Genomic DNA, 19,239 nt, shown 5'->3' on the forward strand with positions numbered 1-19,239 from the left:
GCGAAAGCCCGTCCATGATCTGGTACTTCGTCAAGCTGCTGATATTGTTGCCGCTGGTGGGCGGCATGGCCTTTGGCGCATTGTGGCTGTGGCGCAAATATCAGCCCGGCATGATGGTCGGGCAGAACGACCGCTCGCTGAAACTGCTGGAAGCGCTGCCGATGGGGACTTTCGGCAAGCTCGCCGTGGTGGAGTTCGAGGGGAAAAAGATCCTGCTTTCCGTGACGCGGGGCCGCATCGAGAAGATCGCGGAAGGCGATAGCTATCGTGGGCGCTAGGCGTTTTTCCGCCTTCGCGGGAATGACGAAAGGGGGGGTGGCCGCGCTTCTGCTGTTGGCCCTGTTCATGACGGTTCCCGCCTTCGCCCAGGCCGCGCCTGCCGTCCCTGCCGACAATGGCGGCGCGCTGACCCGCGCCATGGGCCAGATTTCGGGCGATGGCCGTTCGCTGTCGCTGTCCCTGCAAATCCTGATCCTCATGAGCCTGCTGACGGTGCTGCCGTCGCTGATCCTCATGATGACCAGCTTCACCCGCATCATCATCGTCCTGTCGCTGTTGCGCCAGGCGCTGGGATTGCAGCAGACGCCGCCCAACCAGGTGCTGGTCGGCCTGTCGCTGTTCCTTTCCCTCTTCGTGATGCGGCCCGCCATCGACCAGATCAACGCCCAGGCCTTCGACCCCTATGGCAAGGGCCAGATTCCCATCGAGGAAGCGGTCGGCCGTTCCGCCAAGGTGCTGCACGGCTTCATGACCAAGCAGACCCGCGAAACCGACCTCAAGCTGTTCCAGAATCTGGCGGAGGCGCCTGCTTTCCGCACGCCCGCCGACATTCCCTTCTCAATCCTGCTGCCCGCCTTCGTGACGTCGGAATTGAAGACCGCGTTCCAGATCGGCTTCATGATCTTCCTGCCGTTCCTGATCATCGACCTCGTCGTCGCATCCACGCTGATGGCGCTGGGCATGATGATGCTTTCCCCCACCATCATCTCCATGCCGTTCAAGCTGCTGCTGTTCGTGCTGGTGGATGGGTGGGCGCTGACCATGGGGTCGCTGGCGGGATCGTTCGCGACATGATCGGTTCGCATTTCTCTCTCCCGTTCGGGCTGAGCTTGTCGAAGCCCTCAGCCGAGCGAAGCGAGGCCATGCAAAAGGCTTCGACAGGCTCAGCCTGGCCCTTCGATAGGCTCAGGGTGAACGGGTCGGGGAGAGGCTGATCCATGGAAAACGCCGATTTCTTCATGGGGCTGGCGCAGCAGGCGCTGTGGATCACGGCGCTGGCGGCAGCGCCGATCCTGATTCCGGCGCTGGTCGCGGGCGTCCTTATCGGCATGATTCAGGCCGCGACCTCCATCAACGAACAGACGTTGGCCTTCATCCCGAAGATCATCGTCGTCGGCGCGATGCTGGTGCTGTTCGGCGGCTCCATCATGGTGCTGATCGCCGATTTCACGCGCGAGATTTTCGAGCGCATTCCGGACCTGCTCCAATGATCGCGCCGGGCTTCGCCCCAGGTTTCGCCAATGTCGAAGTCCAGCTATGGATCTGGCTGATCGCCATGATCCGCCCCGGCGCGGCCTTCATCGCCGCCCCGGTCTTCGGCGCGCCTGCCGTGCCGCTGCAATTGCGGCTGATCCTCTCGCTCGCGCTGGGCATGGCGGCGCTCAACAGCGTGCATATCGTGCTGCCCGCCGACGGCGTCGCCAGTTTCCAGGGCGTGATGCTGGTCGCGGGCGAAGTGCTGGCCGGGCTTGCCATCGGCTTCGCGGTGCAGATCGGCTATGCCGCCGCGCTGGTCGCGGGGGAGGCGATCGGCAACACCATGGGCCTCAATTTCGCGGCGATGGTCGATCCGTCCTCCGGCCAGGCGACGCAGGCGGTGGGGCAGTTCCTTTCCATCCTCTCCACCTTCCTGCTGCTCGCCATGGACGGGCATCTGATGCTGGTGAGCTTCATCGTGCAAAGCTATCAGGCGCTGCCGCCCGGCGGCGCGATGCTGAGCAACGACGCCATCTGGCACCTGATCGAATTTGGAGGCGCGCTGCTGGGCGCGGGCGTGACCATCGCGCTGCCGGTCGGCTTCGCGCTGGTGCTGGTGCAGATCGTCATGGGCATGCTGTCGCGCACCGCCCCCGCGCTCAACCTGTTCGCGGTCGGCATGCCGGTGGCGCTGATGGCGGGCCTGATCCTGCTGGCCGTCACCGCGCCGATCATGGGGGAGGGGATCACCGCCGCGCTCAAGGCCGGGCTGGACCAGGCCCAAACTATCGCGGAAGGGCGCTGATCCATGGCGGAGAGCAATGGCGGCGGCGAAAAGACCGAAAAGCCCACAGCCAAGAAGCTGAAGGACGCCGCGGAAAAAGGCGACATCCTTCAATCCCGCGACCTTGCCACCGCATTGGTGGTGATGGCGGGCATCGGCTGGATCGCCGTCACCGGCCCCTCCGTCGTCCGATCCCTGTCGGATATGCTGACAGAGGCGCTGCGCTTCCGGCGGGAGGATATCGTCAATTTCGCGCCCGCCGACCGGGGTTTCGCGCTGCTGTCCGGCATCGCCCTGCCGGTGGCGGGCATCATGCTGGCGACGCTGCTGGCGGCCATCGCCGGACCGGCGCTGCTGGGATCGCTCGGCTTCCGCCCCGGCGCCTTCGCGCCCAAGGCGTCGAAGCTCAATCCCGCGGCCGGGCTGAAACGCATGTTCGGGCTTCAGGGCCTGATCGAGTTGGTGAAGTCCATCGCCAAGGTGTCGCTGCTCGGCGCCATCGGTGTCTGGATGATCTGGGACCGGATGACGGAGATCGTCGGCCTCGGCAAGTCGGGTCTGGCCCCCGCCATGGCGGACCTGGGCAATATGTTCATCATGACCTGCCTGGTGATGGCGGGCGGGCTGTTCCTGATCGCGGGCATCGACGTGCCCGCGCAACTCATGCAGCGTTCGAAACGCCTGTCGATGAGCAAGCAGGAAATCAAGGACGAGCATAAGGAAAGCGAAGGCTCGCCCGAACTCAAAGGCCATATCCGCCGCAAGCAATATGAGGTGCTGAGCGGTTCGACCCGCAAGGCGGTGGCCGAGGCCAGCGTGATCATCACCAATCCGACCCATTTCGCGGTCGCGCTGCGCTACAAGCCGGGGCAGGACGCCGCGCCGGTCGTGGTGGCGCGGGGCTGCGACGCGGTGGCTGCCGCGATCCGCGACCTGGCCGATCAGAATGGCGTGACGGTGCTGCAATATCCGGACCTGGCCCGCGCCATCTACTTCACCTCGCGCGCGGGGCAGATCGTCAATGAAGGACTCTACATGGCGGTCGCCACGGTCCTGGCCTTCGTCTTCCGGGTGGAAAACCGCATGGCGAGCGAGATGGACCGCCCCTTCATCACCGTGCCGGACGATCTGCGCTTTGACGCGGATGGCAAGAAAAGCGATTGATTTCAGCTAGTTGGTTTTCGGCGGAAATAATTTCCGATATTTAACTAAAGCTTAGTGCTTCTTGTCCGTATAATATTCATGGGGACGCATTAATATGGTGCGTCATGAACGACTATTTTTCGCGGAACCAAGTATCGCCGGTTGAACGCAGCGCGACCCGCGCGCCTTCCGCCGTTTCCGCTGTTCAGCCTATTTCCTCCTCCGCGACGGTTCGCCAGGGCGGGGGATCGTCGGCGCAGACCGCTCCGGACGATCAGGCGCCTTCGGAAGGCCGCACCGCCAGCAGCGCCGAATATGCCAGGGTGCATGCCCGCATAGCCGACATATTGGCCGAACTGAGCACCCAGGGCACGACCCGGACGGTCGACGGAGCGGCGGAGGAAATCCAGTCCATGCTGCCCGCGCCGCAAGTGCTGGTGCCGCTGCCCCCCGCTTCGAAGGAGGCCGTGGAAAGCTCCATCCGCATCGCCAGGCGCATTGCGGAGCGGGCCGCTATCGCCCATGTCGCACAGGCCAATATCCGGCATGGAGCGGCCGATCAGATCGTGACCATCGGCGCCTGAACCGCCCCGATGCCTGAAGCGATCAGGGGAATGCGCGGCCTGTCGCTGCGCTGAGGCATTCCGCCTTTTCCGCTTTTTCCCTTCCCGCGAAAATCATTCCTAAAGGTCTTGGGCCTAGGGCCGTTCTCTCTTCTGAAAGGACGGCCCATGACTTCGGTGAGCAGCAGCATCTTGACGGCGCTTGGCGCGGGATCGGGCATCGACACCTCGTCGCTCGTCTCCAGCCTGGTCAGCGCGGCCAAGGAGCCGAAGCAGACGGCGATCACCAGCCGCCAGACGCTGAACAGCGCGCGCGTCTCCGCCCTGGCCTCCGCCTCCAGCTCGCTCGACAGCTTTGCCGATGCGTTGAACAGCCTGCTCGCGGGCACCGGCTATTCCGGCACGCCCGCTTCCAACGACGCCAGCATCGCATCCGTCAGCGCGCTGCCCGGCGGCACGCCGACCGGCCTTCCGGCGCAGATCGTCGTGAACCAGCTTGCTTCGGCGCGGACGCTGGCCTCCACCCCGGTTTCGGGCGCGACCGCCGCTACGGCGGTAGGCGAGGGCCAGTTGACCCTGACGGTCGGCGGGCAAAGCGCCACCATCACCATCGATTCGACCAGCAACAGCTATACCGGCCTGGCCGCGGCCATCAACAATGCCGGGTTGGGCGTCACCGCCTCCGTCATCACTGACACGCAGGGCACGCGGCTGGTGATGAAGGGACCGACCGGCGCGGCCAATGATTTTTCGCTGACCAGCATATCGGGCGTCGATCTCGCCAAATTCGCGTGGAGCGGCACAGACAGCGCCACCATGGCGTCCGCCGGTCAGCCCAAGGATGCGATCATCCTGCTGGACGGGGTGGAGCAGCATTATGCCGGCAACACCATCGACGGCGCGATCCCCTATCTGCGCATCGACCTGAACAAGGCCGCGCCGGGCACCAGCGTCACGCTCGCCACGACCGAGCCGACCACGTCGATGCGCGACCTGATGGTCGAGTTCGTCGACGCCTATAACACGCTGATGAAGGCGCTGAACACGGCGACCTCGACCGGCACGGACTCCTCCAATGCGGGCGTGCTGAACGGCGAATCCTCGATCCGCGACATGAAGCGGCAATTGTCGCAGATGATGTCGACGCCGCTTACCGCGACCGGAACCTACAAGACGCTGAACGACCTGGGCATCAGCACCAATCGCGACGGTACGATCGCGCTGGACACGAAGGTTCTGGACAAGGCGATCGCGGCCGACCCGGCGGCGATCACGCAGATGCTGAACCCATCGGTCAAGACCGCCGCCAATATCGGCCTTGCCGGGCTGATGGACGGGGTTCGCGACAATATCCAGAAGGACGGCGGCCCGCTCGCCACCTCGCAGGGCAAGTATAAGGCGCTGGCCGACGATCTGGGCAGGCAGCTTGAGAAGCTCGACACCCAGATGACGGATTATCAGGCGCAACTCACCAAGGTCTATTCGGCCATGGAAACCCGGCTGTCCGCCCTCAAGGCGACGCAGAGCTATCTGGAACAGCAGGTGGCGCTGTGGACCAAAAGCAACGATTGATGAAAAAGGGTCAGGAAGATCATGTACTATAATCATGGCGGTTTCGGTGGCGCGGCAGCACGGCGCTATGCGGCGGTCCACACCGGCAGCCGGATCGAGGGTGCGACACCCCATGCGCTGGTTCGGGTGCTGTTCGACGAACTGCTGCTGGCGCTGGACGCGACGGCGCTGGCCGAACGCAATGGCGACCGGCTCAAAGTGTCGGACAAGCAGGCACGCGCCATGTCGATCCTGTTCGCGCTGGAATCGAGCCTGGACTTCGACAAGGGCGGCGACATTGCCACCGGCCTGGCGCAAATCTATCGCGAAGCCCGCCGCCTGCTGCTGACCGGCGCCAAGGAGCATGACGCCGCCCCGGTCGATCAGGCCCGCGTCATGATCGGCGAGATCGCGGAGGCGTGGAACCAGATCGCGTAAAGGCCGGGGTTGCGCCTTTCGAGGCGCGACTGTATAGGCAGCGCTCGCAAAGGGCGGCCCGGCGGGGGCCGCCTTTTTGCGTTTCGGACTTTGTTTGCATCAGCCCAGAAAGGGAAGGACCATGTCGATACCGCCGCTCATGCCCGTTTACCCCCGGTGCGATGTACGCCCGGTCCGAGGCGAGGGCTGCTATCTGATCGGTGAGCGCGGCGAGCGTTATCTGGATTTCGCCAGCGGCATCGCGGTCAACCTGTTGGGCCACGGTCATCCCAGGCTGGTCAAGGCGATAGCCGATCAGGCGGCGACTTTGATGCACACGTCGAACCTCTACGGCATGCCGCTGGGCGAGAAGTTCGCGCAGCGTCTGGTCGACACGACCTTTGCCGACACGGTGTTCTTCACCAATTCGGGTGCGGAAGCGGTGGAGTGCGCGATCAAGACCGCGCGCCGCTATCATTATGCCAATGGGCAGGCGCACCGGCACAAGATCATCAGCTTCGACAACGCCTTTCACGGGCGGACGCTGGGGACGATCTCCGCCACCAGCCAGCCCAAGATGCGCGACGGTTTCGAACCGCTGCTGCCCGGCTTTACCGTGGTGCCCTTCAACGATCTGGAAGCCGCGACCGCCGCCGTCGATGACGACACCGCCGGTTTCCTGGTGGAAACGGTGCAGGGCGAAGGCGGCGTGACCCCGGCGACGCAGGAGTTCCTGTCCGGCCTGCGCAAGCTGTGCGACGATCACGGTCTGCTGCTGATCCTGGACGAAGTGCAGTGCGGCTATGCCCGCACCGGCACCTTCTTCGCCCATGAGCAATATGGCCTGACGCCCGACATCATGGCGGTGGCCAAGGGCATCGGCGCGGGCTTCCCGCTGGGCGCCTGCCTCGCGACCGAGGAAGCGGCCAAGGGCATGGTGTTCGGCACGCACGGGTCCACCTATGGCGGCAATCCGCTGGCCATGGCGGTGGGCATGACCGTGCTGGACGAAGTGCTGGGCGAGGGTTTCCTGGACCATGTGAAGGCCATCGGGGCCCGTCTGCGTTCGGCGCTGGAGCAGCTCATCCCCAATCACGACATGTTCGAGGATGTGCGCGGCCTGGGCCTGATGCTGGGCGTCAGGATGAAGAGCGATTATGACGCCCGCGCCTTCGTGGCGCATCTGCGCGACAATCATGGCCTGCTGACCGTGTCGGCGGGGCAGAATGTCGTGCGCATCCTGCCGCCGTTGGTGATCGAGGAAAGCCATGTCGCGGAATGCGTCGAGAAGCTTTCGGCCGGTGCCCGGAGCTTTGCGGAGGCTGCGGCCTGACATTAACATCCGATCGCCCGAATGGGTTGAGGGGGTTTCCTCATGACCAATCATTTCCTGAATCTGAGTGACGCCGGCGGCGATGCGATTGCCGCCATGATTTCCGACGCCATCGACCGGAAGGCGGCGCGCAAAGGCTGGCCCAAGGGCAAGGCCGATGCGGATGCGCCGCTGGCCGGTCACACGCTGGCGATGATCTTCGAGAAGAATTCGACCCGCACCCGCGTGTCGTTCGACATGGCGATCCGCCAGTTGGGCGGCACGTCGCTGATCCTGGACGGCGCGACCAGCCAGCTTGGCCGGGGTGAGACGATCGCGGACACGGCGCGGGTGTTGAGCCGCATGTCCGACGCCATCATGATCCGCACCGACGATCATGCCAAGATCGAGGAAATGGCCCATCATGCCAGTGTTCCGGTGATCAACGGCCTGACCGACCTGTCGCATCCCTGCCAGATCGTCGCGGACCTGCTGACCGTGGTGGAGCATGGCGTAGCGCTTCCGGGCAGCCAATGGGCGTGGCTGGGCGACGGCAACAACGTCCTCCATTCGATCATAGAGGCCGCGGGACTGTTCAGGTTCGACGTGCGCATCGGCGTGCCGGAGGGTTATGATCCCGATCCGTCCTTCGAAGCCGAAGCACAGGCGCTGGGCGCGGGGATCACCCGCACCCGCGACCCGCAGGCTGCGGTCAGTGGCGCGGACATCGTCGTCACCGACACGTGGATCTCCATGGGCCAGGCCCATGCCGAGGAAAAGCTGGCGGCGATGATGCCCTATCAGGTGACGCCCGAATTGATGGCGCTGGCCAAGCCGACCGCGAAGTTCCTCCACTGCCTGCCCGCGCATCGCGGCGAGGAAGTGGTGGAAGCGGTGATCGACGGGCCGCAGTCCGTGATCTGGGACGAAGCGGAAAACCGTATCCATGCCCAGAAGTCGGTGCTGCTCTGGGCGCTGGGGCGGCTCGGTTGAGTTTGGCTGGACGTTTCGATTTGGCCAAACCAAGACATTCCTTCTCCCTTGAGGGAGAAGGAATGTCTTGGTGACGAAGGAGCCTAGGCGGAGTTGGATGAGGGGGAGCGGGCCTTTGGCCCGCGCGATCCGCAGGATCGCCACCCCCTCACCCAGCTACGACTAAGGCAGCAAGCTGCCAAGTCTGCGCAACCCTCTCCCTCAAGGGAGAGGGATTTGGAATGCCCGCTCTCCACCCAACACAGTCGGAACCCAAGCCGATTTGCAAGCCCGATGATCGCAACCTATCTAAGCGCTTTTGCATGACCGGCCGCCCTTGCGCGCCACACGGAGCCTGATTTGACGTCTTCCACCTCCCTCGACCAAGCCTTGGGCTTCACCATTCCCTCGCGCCATGCGCGTGGGCGGATCGTGCGGCTGGGGCCGGTCCTCGACGATGTTCTGGCCGCCCATGCCTATCCGCCGCAGATCGAACGGCTGCTCGCCTCCGCTCTGGTGCTGGCGGCGCTGCTCGGCACGACGCTCAAGGATGTGGGGGGGCAACTCACCATGCAGGCGCAGACGGAAAATGGCGTCGTCAGCCTGCTGGTCGCCGATTACAAGGGCGGCGAAGTGCGCGGCTATGCCAAGTTCGACGCCGACCGGCTGGCCGAACTCGGCCCCGATCCGACGCTGTTCGGCCTGTTCGGCAAGGGCTATCTCGCCATCACCTTCGATCAGGCGGTGTCGGGCGAGCGCTATCAGGGCATCGTCCCGCTCGACGGCGAATCGCTGGCCGACGCGGCGGAGCATTATTTCTTCCAGTCCGAACAGATCCCCAGCATCATCCAGATCGCGACCCGCCACGATGCGGGCGAGGGTTGTCTGGCGGCGGGCCTGCTGCTCCAGCACCTGCCCGAAGGCGAAGTCGGGCGCGAACGGCTGCATGTCCGCCACGATCATCCTGAATGGGAACATGTCCAGGCGCTGGCCCATACGCTGAAGGATGCGGAACTGACCGATCGCGGCCTGCCGCTGACCGATATCGTCTGGCGGTTGTTCCATGAAGAGGATGAGGTGCGCGTCACCGATCCGACGGCGCTCAGCAAGGGTTGCCGCTGCGACCTCGACCATATCCGCAGCGTCATCGGCCGCTTTCCGGCAACCGAGCGGGCGGAGATGGCCGACGATCAGGGGGTCATCGGCGTCGATTGCGCCTTCTGCTCCCGCCTCTTCCCGGTGGCGCTCGACAGTTTTGGATAGCGCCGGACCTTCCGATCTTGCGCCATTATGGCCGCTCGATTCGGCGCCGCTATCAAATTGCCGCAATTGGCGGGCAATGCGGGATGCGGATGGATCGAGGATCGACAGGGGGATCGGGATGACGGCAGGACGGCGCGCCCTTGCGGCGGCCTTGGCGACGATGATGGCGACGGGGTCTGCCGTTCAGGCGGCGGCGCCATCGCCGCGCCTGCCCAAGGGGCTGGAGGCGGGCCAGTGGGAATTGCGCGAGCGCGGACCGGATGGCGCGGTCCGCAAGCTCTGCGTCGCCCATCTGAACCAGCTTCTGCAAAGCCGTCATGCGGGCCATAGCTGCAAGAGCTTCACCGTGAGCGAGACGCCGAACCGGCTGGTCGTCACTTATGAATGCGGCGCGGCGGGCAATGGCCGGACCGACCTTCGCACCGAAACCGCGCGCCTGGTGCAGATCCGGTCGCAGGGCATCGCCGACGGCGCGCCCTTCGCCTTCGCGCTGGAGGGCCGCTGGCTTGGCGCCTGTCATTAACCCGACTCGCTTGCGCTGATGCGTCGGGAGGGGTAGCGCCGGGCTTATGGTTGCCAATAGCGGAAAATTCGCCGTCGTCCTGCTGTCCGGCGGGCTCGATTCCATGGTCGCGGGCGGGCTGGCGCGTGAGGCCGGTTATCGCGTGCTTGCGCTCTCGATCGACTATAATCAGCGCCACCGCCTGGAATTGCGGGCGGCGGGGCGGGTGGCGTCAGCGCTCAACGCGATTTCGCATATCGTGCTGCCGCTCGACCTGACGGTGTTCGGCGGGTCGGCGCTGACTGCTGACATCGCGGTGCCCAAGGGCGGGGTCAGTCCCGGCATTCCCGTGACCTATGTGCCTGCGCGCAACACCATCTTCCTGTCGCTGACCCTGGGCCTGGCGGAAGTGGCGGGCGCGAGCGACGTGTTCATCGGCGTCAACGCGCTGGATTATTCCGGCTATCCCGACTGCCGCCCCGAATTTATCGACGCCTTCCAGAAAATGGCGGCGCTGGCCACCAAGGCGGGGGTCGAGGGCCATCCGATCCGCGTCAACGCGCCGCTCCAGCATATGAGCAAGGCCGACATTGTGCGGGAGGCGCATCGGCTGGGGCTGGACGCGGGGTTGAGCTGGTCCTGCTATGACCCGACCCCGGACGGCAAGCATTGCGGCCAGTGCGATAGCTGCCGCTTGCGATCCAAGGGCTTTGTGGAAGCGGGCCTGCCCGATCCCACCGTCTATGCGGTGAAGCCCTGACGCCATGAGCTATGCCGTCAAGGAAATGTTCCTGACCTTGCAGGGAGAGGGCGTCCATGCCGGACGCCGGGCGGTGTTCCTGCGTTTTGCAGGCTGCAACCTCTGGACCGGGCGGGAGCAGGACCGGGCCAGCGCGATCTGCCGATTCTGCGACACGGATTTCGTCGGCACGGATGGCGATGGCGGCGGCAAATTTGCCGAGGCGGACAGTCTGGCCGATGCGGCGCTGGCCCTTTGGGGCGAGGGGCGGGAGGGGCGCTATATCGTGCTCACCGGCGGGGAGCCGATGCTCCAGATCGACGACGCGCTGGTCGATGCGCTGCATGCGCGGGGTTTCACCATCGCCATCGAGAGCAACGGCACCCTGCCCGCGCATCCAGGGCTGGACTGGGTCTGCATCAGCCCCAAGGCGGGGAGCGAGGTCGTCCAGCGCAGCGGCAATGAGCTGAAGCTGGTCTGGCCGCAGCCGGGGCAGGGACATAGTCTGGCCGATGTAGAGGATATGGAAAGCTGGGCTTTCGATCATCTGCTGGTGCAGCCGCTGGACGATCCCGATGCGGCGAAAAATGCGCGGGCGGCGATCGACCTGGTGATGGACAGGCCGCGCTGGCGGCTCAGCCTCCAGTCGCATAAATATCTGGGGTTGCGGTAGAGGCTTGGCTGAATTGGGTGGATGGCGGAGGTTCAGTTTCCGTTCGCCCTGAGCCTGTCGAAGGGTCTTGCTGAGCGGAGGCGAAGCAAAGGGAGCCTCGCTTCGCTCGGCTGAAGGCTTCGACTTCGCTCAGCCCGAACGGTTTTCTTGTGACCGTTAATGGCCAATTCCGGCCATCAATCTCAGGGTTGAACCCCGATCTTCTGGTTCCACGCGATATGGCAGGCGGGCAGCATCTTGCCCTTCTTCCAGCATTTGGGGTCGAAGGAGGGCAGTGCCAGCGAATAGCTGCGGCCCGGATCGCCGTAAAATTGCTCGCCCGCCAGGACCAGCGACTTCTTGATCGATCCCAGCCCGCCCCGCGCCACTTCGTTGAGCGTCCCGCGCTGGGCGAAGATCGCCTGCCGCCCGACCAGCGCCGCCGCCTGGCAGAAACCGCGCTGCGCCTGCACCGTCGAATAGCCGGAATAGATGCGCGTGCCATATTGGTCCGACGCCATCTGGCCGGGCTTGCCCTTGCCGGCGGTGCGCTGGAAATAGCCGAGCAGCGTGGCCTGGGCCGCGTCCAGTTCGGCGTCGTGATGGGCGATCATCGCATTATAGTTGCTGATCGACAGCAGGGTCGGTTCGAACTGGCATTGCAGCGCCGCGACATTGAGCGCGGCGCGCAGGTTCCACACCAGCCCCGCCTTGATCTCCGCCGGGTTCGCGCCGGGCAGGCCGAGCGCGGCAGTCGCCTCCGCGTCGGTGAGGGGCGGGGTGGAGAAATCGGGCGGTGACCAGAAGAACTGCGCCGCGGCCGGTTGCGTCAGCAGCGGCGCCGCCAGGATGGCCAATCCCAGGGCGGCCCTCCGCGCGGCGGAACGGCCAGTGGAACGGAAAATCATCGGAATCCCTCTTCGAAACGGGCGTTGCCAACTATCTGTCGCCCGTCTGTATCACGCCTGAACGCGGACGCCAGCCTATTGATCCGACAGTATCTCCGTATCGGCGGCGGGCTTTTCCTCGCTCTCATTCTTCGCCGCTGCCGGAGTGGCCGCATCGTCGCCGCGATTGGCGGGCAGGGCCATGACGGCGCCTTCGCTCCGCACGCCGTCCAGGTCGGTCATGGCATCGGTGGCGGTGCCGTCGACCACTTCCAGATTGTTCATCGGAACGGCGGTGCCGCTTTCCTTCTGGCTGCCGCATCCGGCGAGCGCCATGCAGCCCGTAAGGATCAGCCCCGCCGAAATCACCCTTGTCACCATCGTCTTCGCGTCAGGACGCATCCGGGTCTCCTTAAGCCTGTTGCGCATGCCCGGCAGCCCCCCACCTGGCGAAAGCCGCGACCCTAGCCGCCTGTCCCGCATTGCTCAACCCCTGGGGGGCATCGCCGCAACCGACCGATAAAGGCCGGAAAATGCCGGGCCAGCGCCGCGTCCAGCGCCGCGGTCGACGCTTTCATGCCCAGCGCGGCGATGCTGGTCACGGGATATTCGGCAAGGCCGCACGGCACGATGCCGCCAAAATGGGACAGATCGGGATCGACGTTGATCGAAAATCCATGGAGCGTGACCCAGCGCCGCACCCGGATGCCCAGCGCGCCGATCTTCGCCTCCCGCCCCTGCCGGTCGTCGGTCCAGATGCCGATGCGCCCCTCCGCCCGGCGGGCCGCTATGCCCAGATCGCCGAGCGCGTCGATCATCCAGCCTTCCAGATGATGGACGAAATTGCGCACATCCTTGCCCCGCTCCCGCAGGTCGATGTTGAGATAGCCGATGCGCTGGCCCGGCCCATGATAGGTATAGCGCCCGCCGCGCCCGGCGACATGCACCGGAAAGCGCGGATCGAGCAGTTCGGCCGGATCGGCGCTGGTGCCCGCCGTATAAAGGGCCGGATGTTCCAGCAGCCATACCCGCTCGGCGGCCCGCCCTTCGAAGATCGCCGCCGCCCGCGCCTCCATATCCGCCAATGCGGCGGGATAATCGACGGGCGCGCTTTCGACGCGCCATTCGATCGCCGGTTCGGGGGCTGGTTCCGGGTGCGGGGACATGGGGCTTCCTTGACTTGGGCGGAGCGAGGGATCAAGTCTCCTCCGCGATTTTCGAAGAGTTATGCAGGGCGTAAAGATATGGCGACAATGTCCATCGGCAAGGCTTGGGAGGAGGCGGTCGCCTTCGTCTCGCGCGAAAAGAGCCTGCTGTTCCCGGTCGCCCTGCTGTTCGTGGCGCTGCCGGGCCTGATCCTGCAGGAAATGACGCCGCCCGAACTCGCCAGATGGAACCTGTCGGAAACCACCATGCCGCACGTGCCGGGCAGCTTCTGGACAGCCATGATATTGGCGGTGATCATCATCTGGTTCGGATCGCTGACCCTGTTCGCGCTGGCCCTGCGCCCCGGCATCAGCGTCGGAGAGGCGCTGCGGCTCAGCTTCGCCAGGCTGCCGGTGCTGCTGGGCACGGCGCTGGTGGTGGCGGGCTTCCTGGCCGGGGCTGTGATCGCCGCGACGCTGGTCGTGACCGTGCTCTCGCTGGTCGCCAAGCCACTGGGGGCGACCCTGGCCCTGCTGCTGGGCGCGGGGGTGGTCGCCGTCACCATCTTCGCCAGCGTGCGGCTGCTGCTGCTCAATCCCGTGGTGATCGATGGGACGGAAGGCGTGATGGCGTCGCTGCGTCATGGCTGGGCGCTGACGCGAGGCCATTTCTGGCGGTTGCTGGGCTTCGTCCTGGCGCTGACGCTGCTGTCCGCCATCGTCGGGGGTGCGGCGCAGTCCGTGTTCGGCGTCATTGGCACGCTGGTCGGCGGTCAGGCCGGCGGGCGGCTGATCGGCGGGGTGGCCGCCGCCGCCGTATCGACCGTGGTGCAGGTCTATATGCTGGTGATGCTGGCGCGGCTCTATCGTCAGGCCGCCGCCGATTGACCCAGCATCGGCACATGCGGCGCGGCGTCGGGCGACAATAAACCGGCCAGCCGCGGATCGGCGAAGATCTCCACCTCCCGCTTATAGGGCACGAACCCCGCCTTCCGGTAGAAGCCCAGCGCCGCCGGGCTGTCGAGCGTGCAGCTATGCACCCAGAAGCGCGTGACCTGCCTGCGCCAGGCCAGCGTCTTGGCCTGCGCCATCAGCCATTGGCCCAGCCCCTTGCCGTTCAGTTCCGGGATCAGCCCGAAAAAGGCCAGTTCGCAATCGGGCAGCGAACGGAAATCCAGTTCCAGCAGCCCCACCTCCACCCCGCGCGGGTCGGTGACGGCATAGACCTCTACAGCAGGATCGTGAATGATCGCCGTCAAGGCCGCATCGTCCATCACCAGGCGGGAGAACCACAGCCACGGCTCCCCGACGCGCCGGAACAGCGCGCGATAGGCGTCCGGCGTCGGCGCCTTCCACGGCACCAGCCGCAGCGGAGCGGGCGGGATGGGCGCGGGCCGGGGCCGATCCCGCATCTCCAGATGCGTGACGATGGTGGCGATCTGATCGTCCGGAACCGGCGTCAGGCTCATGGCGTCATGCCCTTCCTCAGCTCCAGCTCGCCATCGGCGGCAGGCTCATCAGGATCGCGTCGACATTGCCCCCGGTCTTCAGCCCGAACAGCGTGCCGCGATCGTGCACCAGGTTGAATTCGGCATAGCGCCCCCGCCATTCCAGCATCCGCGCATAGTCCTCCTGCGACCAGCTTTCCCCCATGCGCCGCCGCACGATGGGCGGAAATGCCTGAAGGAACGCCTCGCCCACATCGCGGGTGAAGGCGAAATTCGCTTCGAAATCGCCCTCCAGATGATCGTAGAAAATCCCGCCGACGCCACGGTGCACGCCGCGATGGGGGATGAAGAAATACTCGTCTGCCCACGCCTTGAAGCGCGGATAATGGTCCGTGTCATGGGCATCGCAGGCGGCCTTCAGCACATCATGAAAATGCGCCGTGTCCTCGTCGCGGGGCAGGGGCGGATTCAGGTCCGCGCCGCCGCCGAACCAGCGTTTCGACGTCACCAGATAGCGCGTGTTCATGTGCACGGCGGGCACATGCGGATTGGACATATGCGCGACCAGGCTGATGCCGGTGGCGAAGAAGCGGGGATCTTCGTCGGCGCCATGGATGGTCTTGGCGAATTCGGGGGAAAAGGCCCCGCCCACGGTCGAGACGTTGACGCCCACCTTCTCGAACACCTTGCCCTTCATGACGCCGCGCACGCCGCCGCCGCCCTCTCCGGCAGCCAGGCCCGGCGCCTCGCGATCCCAGGCGATATAGTCGAAGCGGGCGTCGGAACCCGCTTCCCGCTCGATCGCCTCGAATTCGGCGCAGATGCGGTCGCGGAGCGATTCGAACCAGGTGCGGGCGGCTTGCTGTTGCGGATCGAGGGTCAAGGTCATTGCGGGAAACTTTCAGTCTGGCGAAGGGCCTCGGCAACCGCGATGCCCGTGGAAACGGCGATGTTCAAGGATCGAAAGCCCGGCGCCATCGGAATGCGCACGCGCACATCCGTCAGATCGCGGACGGCATCGGGCACGCCCGCGCTTTCCGACCCCATCAGCAATATGTCGTCGGCGCGGAATGCGACATCGGGCAGACGCTGGGATGCATGGCTGCTCATCAGCATCAGCCGCCGTCCCTGCGCCCGGCGGATGGCGTCGAACGCTTCGAAATTGGCGTGGCGGGTCACGTCGGCCGACGCGCCATAATCCATCGCCGCGCGTTTCAGCTTCGCGTCGGAAAAGGCGAATCCCATCGGCATGATGATGTCCACAGGCACGGAAAAGCAGGCCGCAAGGCGCAGAATCGCGCCGACATTTCCGGCGATTTCGGGTTGATAAAGGGCGATACGCATGCCCCGCGCCATAGAACAGCCCGGTTAATTGTCATAGCCCGTCTAAAAGGCTTGGCAAATGGCGCATCCTACGGTTATCAGGCCTGCAAACCGCGCCAGGGGGAAAGGCGTGCCCATCTGCATGGGCGCCGCGGCTCCCCCGATAACATAGCCAGAATCGGGCAATGCGGCGGGGCCAGGGACGTACTTGCAAGGGTTGAGGTGCATGGCGATCGTTGAACATGTGGACAGTGAGGGGGCAGCCGTCTCCAGCGGGGGCGGCGACGGTGTTCGCCGCCGGGATTTCATCAATATCGCCGCGGTGAGCTTCGCCGGGGTCGGCGCGGTCGCGGTCGTCGTGCCGCTGGTCGACCAGATGAACCCCAGTGCGGACGTGCTGGCGCTTGCGTCGACGGAAGTGGACATCTCGTCGATCCAGCCGGGTCAGGCGATCAAGACCACTTTCCGGTCGCAGCCGCTGTTCGTGCGGCACCTGACCGAAAAGGAAATCGCGGAGGCCGACAAGGTCGATGCGTCCAGCCTGCGCGATCCGCAGACGCTGGAGGAACGCACCGTCGACGGCAAGAAGCAGTGGCTGGTCACGATGGGCGTCTGCACCCATCTGGGCTGCGTGCCGCTGGGCGCGGGCGAGGGTGAGAATAAAGGCGAATATGGCGGTTATTTCTGCCCCTGCCACGGTTCGTCATACGACACCGCGGCCCGCATCCGTAAGGGCCCCGCGCCCAAGAACCTGGAAGTGCCGAAGTTCAGCTTCACTTCCGACACCGCCATTCTCGTGGGTTGAGGGGGACTGTCATGAGCTTTCCATGGGCTGAACATTATACTCCCAAGCATCCCGCGATGCAGTGGATCGACGAGAAGCTGCCTTTGCCGCGCCTCGTCTACAACGCCATCGGCGCCGGTTATCCGGTGCCGCGCAACCTCAACTATTTCTGGAACTTCGGTGTCCTGGCCGGCCTTGCGCTGGTGATCCAGATCGTCACCGGCGTGATCATGGCGATGCATTACGGCGCCAATACTCTGGTCGCCTTCGGCACTGTCGAACAGACGATGCGCGACGTGAATGCGGGTTGGCTGATGCGCTATGCGCATGCCAACGGCGCCAGCTTCTTCTTTATCGTCGTCTATCTGCACATCTTCCGCGGCCTGTTCTTCGGTTCCTACAAGGCGCCGCGCGAAATGGTATGGCTGCTGGGCCTCGTCATCTTCCTGCTGATGATGGCGACCGCCTTCATGGGCTATGTGCTTCCCTGGGGGCAGATGTCCTACTGGGGCGCGAAGGTCATCACCGGCCTGTTCGGCGCGATCCCCGTGGTGGGCGAGCCGATCCAGACCTGGCTGCTGGGCGGTTTCGCCCCCGGCAACGCCTCATTGAACCGCTTCTTCTCGCTGCACTTCCTGCTGCCCTTCGTGATCGCCGCGGTGGTGATCCTGCATATCTGGGCGCTGCACATTCCGGGTTCCTCGAACCCGACCGGCGTGGAAGTGAAGGGGCCGCAGGACACTGTGCCCTTCCACCCCTATTACACCGCGAAGGACGGTTTCGGGGCAGGCGTCTTCCTGATCCTCTTCTCGATCCTGTTGTTCTACGCGCCCAACTATCTGGGTCATCCGGACAATTATATCGAGGCGAACCCGCTCTCGACGCCCGCGCATATCGTGCCCGAATGGTATTTCTGGCCCTTCTACGCGATCCTGCGCGCCTTCACCGTCGACTTCTTCTTCGTGCCGGCCAAGCTGCTGGGCGTGCTGGCGATGTTCGCATCGATCCTGCTGCTCTTCTTCCTGCCCTGGCTCGACACGTCGCCGGTGCGGTCGGGCAATTATCGTCCGACCTTCAAGAAGTTCTTCTGGATATTGATCCTGGACGTGCTGATCCTGGGCTATTGCGGCGGTGCGCCGGCGGAAGAGCCCTATGTGATGATCTCGCAGATCGCATCGGCTTATTATTTCGCCCACTTCCTGATCATCCTGCCGCTGATCTCGCGCTTCGAAAAGCCGCTGCCACTGCCCAATTCGATTACCGAAGCGGTGCTTGGCCGTCATGCCATCGAAGGGGAGCGTGAAGCGCTTCCGGGCATGGGCAGCGATCCGCAGCCGTCGCACGCCGGTTAAGGGGGACAAGACTAATGGTACGCATCGGCGCATTTCTCGTCGGCCTCTTTTTCGCGGGCTGGCTGCTGGTTTCCTTCCTGGTGGGCGCGGTGGCCTATGTCACCGAGCCGCCGGCCAAGACGGTGGAGCATGAATTCCACCTGAAACCCAAGCATGTGGCTTTCTCGTTCGACAGCCCCTTCGGCAAGTTCGATCAGGCCCAGCTTCAGCGCGGTTTCCAGGTGTTCAAGGAGGTCTGCTCGGCCTGCCACAGCCTGAAGTTCGTCGCGTTCCGCGACCTCCAGGGCATTGGCTATAACGAAGCGGAGATCAAGGCGATCGCCAAGCAGTGGGCGATCAAGACCCCCGACGTCGATCCCAAGACGGGCGAGATGTCGACCCGCGACCCGATCCCGGCGGATTATTTCCCCAAGCCCTTCGCGAACAATGTCGCGGCGGCGGCGGCGAACAACAATGCGATCCCGCCGGATCTCTCGCTGATGGCCAAGGCCCGCCACCATGGCAGCGCCTATGTCTATTCGCTGCTGACGGGCTTCCAGGCGCAGCCGGCTGAACTGCTGAAGGAATTCCCCGACGCCAAGACGCCTGAGGGGCTGCACTACAACCCCTATTTCCCCAACCTGAACCTTGCCATGGCGCCGCCGCTGACGGCCGACGGCCAGGTGACCTATGGGGACGGCACCAAGGCGACCGTCGACCAGATGTCGCAGGACGTCGCGGCCTTCCTGACCTGGACCGCCGAACCCAAGCTGGAAAACCGCCGCCGCGCGGGTCTGGCCACGATCTTCTTCCTGCTGATCGCGACGGGCTTGGCTTATATGGCCTATCAGAATATCTGGGCGGACAAGAAAAAGGCCGCCTGATCGCGACCTGAAACCGAACATGGGAGGGGGCACGGGAAACCGGGCCCCCTTTCGTTATGAGGG

Annotated in this window: 24 protein-coding genes; 18 read left to right on the forward strand and 6 right to left on the reverse strand. The window is 64.8% G+C overall.

Annotation, left to right across the window (positions count from 1 at the left end; genetic code table 11):
- Nucleotides 1–14: 14 nt before the first annotated feature.
- The 14 genes from NUH86_RS16470 to queE all read left to right on the forward strand — a co-directional run bounded on the left by NUH86_RS16470 (nucleotide 15) and on the right by queE (nucleotide 11,395).
- On the forward strand, nucleotides 15–278 hold the full coding sequence (locus NUH86_RS16470) for a FliO/MopB family protein (protein ID WP_267250490.1): 264 nt from the start codon (nucleotides 15–17) through the stop codon (nucleotides 276–278).
- 22 nt (nucleotides 279–300) lie between these two features.
- Nucleotides 301–1,074, forward strand: a complete 774-nt coding sequence (fliP, locus tag NUH86_RS16475) for a flagellar type III secretion system pore protein FliP (protein ID WP_267252169.1) — start codon at nucleotides 301–303, stop codon at nucleotides 1,072–1,074.
- A 143-nt stretch (nucleotides 1,075–1,217) separates the two neighbouring features.
- Nucleotides 1,218–1,490: a flagellar biosynthesis protein FliQ gene (gene fliQ, locus NUH86_RS16480; protein ID WP_046761916.1), complete on the forward strand. Its 273-nt coding sequence runs from the start codon at nucleotides 1,218–1,220 to the stop codon at nucleotides 1,488–1,490.
- On the forward strand, nucleotides 1,487–2,281 hold the full coding sequence (gene fliR, locus NUH86_RS16485) for a flagellar biosynthetic protein FliR (RefSeq protein ID WP_267250491.1): 795 nt from the start codon (nucleotides 1,487–1,489) through the stop codon (nucleotides 2,279–2,281). The genes fliQ and fliR overlap by 4 nt, the downstream gene beginning before the upstream one ends.
- 3 nt (nucleotides 2,282–2,284) lie before the next feature.
- On the forward strand, nucleotides 2,285–3,424 hold the full coding sequence (gene flhB / locus NUH86_RS16490; RefSeq protein WP_267250492.1) for a flagellar type III secretion system protein FlhB: 1,140 nt from the start codon (nucleotides 2,285–2,287) through the stop codon (nucleotides 3,422–3,424).
- A gap of 104 nt (nucleotides 3,425–3,528) precedes the next feature.
- Nucleotides 3,529–3,987, forward strand: coding sequence for a hypothetical protein (locus tag NUH86_RS16495; RefSeq protein ID WP_267250493.1), 459 nt, complete (start codon nucleotides 3,529–3,531; stop codon nucleotides 3,985–3,987).
- 147 nt (nucleotides 3,988–4,134) lie between these two features.
- A complete protein-coding gene (fliD, locus tag NUH86_RS16500) occupies nucleotides 4,135–5,538 on the forward strand; it encodes a flagellar filament capping protein FliD (RefSeq protein ID WP_267250494.1) in 1,404 nt (467 codons plus the stop codon).
- 21 nt (nucleotides 5,539–5,559) lie between these two features.
- Nucleotides 5,560–5,955 carry a flagellar export chaperone FliS gene (gene fliS / locus NUH86_RS16505; protein WP_267250495.1) on the forward strand — a complete coding sequence of 132 codons (396 nt, stop codon included), beginning with the start codon at nucleotides 5,560–5,562 and terminating at the stop codon, nucleotides 5,953–5,955.
- Nucleotides 5,956–6,076: 121 nt separating this feature from the next.
- Entirely contained in the window at nucleotides 6,077–7,267 is a 1,191-nt protein-coding gene (locus NUH86_RS16510; RefSeq protein ID WP_267250496.1) for an aspartate aminotransferase family protein, read from the forward strand.
- A gap of 42 nt (nucleotides 7,268–7,309) precedes the next feature.
- Nucleotides 7,310–8,239: an ornithine carbamoyltransferase gene (gene argF / locus NUH86_RS16515; RefSeq protein WP_267250497.1), complete on the forward strand. Its 930-nt coding sequence runs from the start codon at nucleotides 7,310–7,312 to the stop codon at nucleotides 8,237–8,239.
- 339 nt (nucleotides 8,240–8,578) lie between these two features.
- Nucleotides 8,579–9,481: an Hsp33 family molecular chaperone HslO gene (locus NUH86_RS16520; protein WP_267250498.1), complete on the forward strand. Its 903-nt coding sequence runs from the start codon at nucleotides 8,579–8,581 to the stop codon at nucleotides 9,479–9,481.
- Nucleotides 9,482–9,599: 118 nt separating this feature from the next.
- The gene (locus NUH86_RS16525) at nucleotides 9,600–10,004 is read left to right on the forward strand and encodes a DUF3617 domain-containing protein (RefSeq protein WP_267250499.1); all 405 of its coding nucleotides are present in this window, start codon (nucleotides 9,600–9,602) and stop codon (nucleotides 10,002–10,004) included.
- A gap of 46 nt (nucleotides 10,005–10,050) precedes the next feature.
- Nucleotides 10,051–10,743 carry a 7-cyano-7-deazaguanine synthase QueC gene (gene queC / locus NUH86_RS16530; protein ID WP_267250500.1) on the forward strand — a complete coding sequence of 231 codons (693 nt, stop codon included), beginning with the start codon at nucleotides 10,051–10,053 and terminating at the stop codon, nucleotides 10,741–10,743.
- Nucleotides 10,744–10,747: 4 nt separating this feature from the next.
- On the forward strand, nucleotides 10,748–11,395 hold the full coding sequence (gene queE / locus NUH86_RS16535) for a 7-carboxy-7-deazaguanine synthase (RefSeq protein WP_267250501.1): 648 nt from the start codon (nucleotides 10,748–10,750) through the stop codon (nucleotides 11,393–11,395).
- Between the two features lie 182 nt (nucleotides 11,396–11,577).
- Here the strand turns inward: queE and NUH86_RS16540 are convergent, their stop codons facing one another.
- The 3 genes from NUH86_RS16540 to lipB form a co-directional block, all read right to left on the reverse strand.
- On the reverse strand, nucleotides 11,578–12,282 hold the full coding sequence (locus tag NUH86_RS16540) for a hypothetical protein (RefSeq protein WP_267250502.1): 705 nt from the start codon (nucleotides 12,280–12,282) through the stop codon (nucleotides 11,578–11,580).
- 75 nt (nucleotides 12,283–12,357) lie between these two features.
- Complete coding sequence (locus tag NUH86_RS16545; protein ID WP_267250503.1) at nucleotides 12,358–12,663, reverse strand: hypothetical protein; 306 nt, start codon at nucleotides 12,661–12,663, stop codon at nucleotides 12,358–12,360.
- A gap of 62 nt (nucleotides 12,664–12,725) precedes the next feature.
- Nucleotides 12,726–13,427 (reverse strand): lipoyl(octanoyl) transferase LipB, encoded by a 702-nt coding sequence (gene lipB / locus NUH86_RS16550; protein WP_267250504.1) that lies wholly within the window; start codon nucleotides 13,425–13,427, stop codon nucleotides 12,726–12,728.
- A gap of 78 nt (nucleotides 13,428–13,505) precedes the next feature.
- Between lipB and NUH86_RS16555 the strand changes: the two genes are divergently transcribed.
- Nucleotides 13,506–14,294, forward strand: a complete 789-nt coding sequence (locus NUH86_RS16555; RefSeq protein WP_267250505.1) for a hypothetical protein — start codon at nucleotides 13,506–13,508, stop codon at nucleotides 14,292–14,294.
- Here NUH86_RS16555 and NUH86_RS16560 read toward each other — a convergent pair.
- From NUH86_RS16560 to NUH86_RS16570, 3 genes are read right to left on the reverse strand one after another with little or no spacing between them, the layout of a single operon-like run.
- Complete coding sequence (locus NUH86_RS16560) at nucleotides 14,276–14,875, reverse strand: GNAT family N-acetyltransferase (protein ID WP_267250506.1); 600 nt, start codon at nucleotides 14,873–14,875, stop codon at nucleotides 14,276–14,278. The two genes, NUH86_RS16555 and NUH86_RS16560, sit on opposite strands and share 19 nt — an antisense overlap.
- A gap of 16 nt (nucleotides 14,876–14,891) precedes the next feature.
- A complete protein-coding gene (hemF, locus tag NUH86_RS16565) occupies nucleotides 14,892–15,743 on the reverse strand; it encodes an oxygen-dependent coproporphyrinogen oxidase (protein WP_267250507.1) in 852 nt (283 codons plus the stop codon).
- Nucleotides 15,740–16,210, reverse strand: coding sequence for a tRNA (cytidine(34)-2'-O)-methyltransferase (locus tag NUH86_RS16570; protein ID WP_267250508.1), 471 nt, complete (start codon nucleotides 16,208–16,210; stop codon nucleotides 15,740–15,742). The genes hemF and NUH86_RS16570 overlap by 4 nt, the downstream gene beginning before the upstream one ends.
- Nucleotides 16,211–16,403: 193 nt before the next feature.
- Between NUH86_RS16570 and petA the strand changes: the two genes are divergently transcribed.
- From petA to NUH86_RS16585, 3 genes are read left to right on the forward strand one after another with little or no spacing between them, the layout of a single operon-like run.
- Nucleotides 16,404–16,982, forward strand: coding sequence for a ubiquinol-cytochrome c reductase iron-sulfur subunit (petA, locus tag NUH86_RS16575; protein WP_267250509.1), 579 nt, complete (start codon nucleotides 16,404–16,406; stop codon nucleotides 16,980–16,982).
- Between the two features lie 11 nt (nucleotides 16,983–16,993).
- On the forward strand, nucleotides 16,994–18,313 hold the full coding sequence (locus tag NUH86_RS16580; RefSeq protein ID WP_267250510.1) for a cytochrome b: 1,320 nt from the start codon (nucleotides 16,994–16,996) through the stop codon (nucleotides 18,311–18,313).
- Nucleotides 18,314–18,327: 14 nt separating this feature from the next.
- Nucleotides 18,328–19,176, forward strand: a complete 849-nt coding sequence (locus NUH86_RS16585; RefSeq protein ID WP_267250511.1) for a cytochrome c1 — start codon at nucleotides 18,328–18,330, stop codon at nucleotides 19,174–19,176.
- Nucleotides 19,177–19,239 lie beyond the last annotated feature (63 nt).

The organism is Sphingobium sp. JS3065 (assembly GCF_026427355.1).
Lineage (GTDB): Bacteria > Pseudomonadota > Alphaproteobacteria > Sphingomonadales > Sphingomonadaceae > Sphingobium.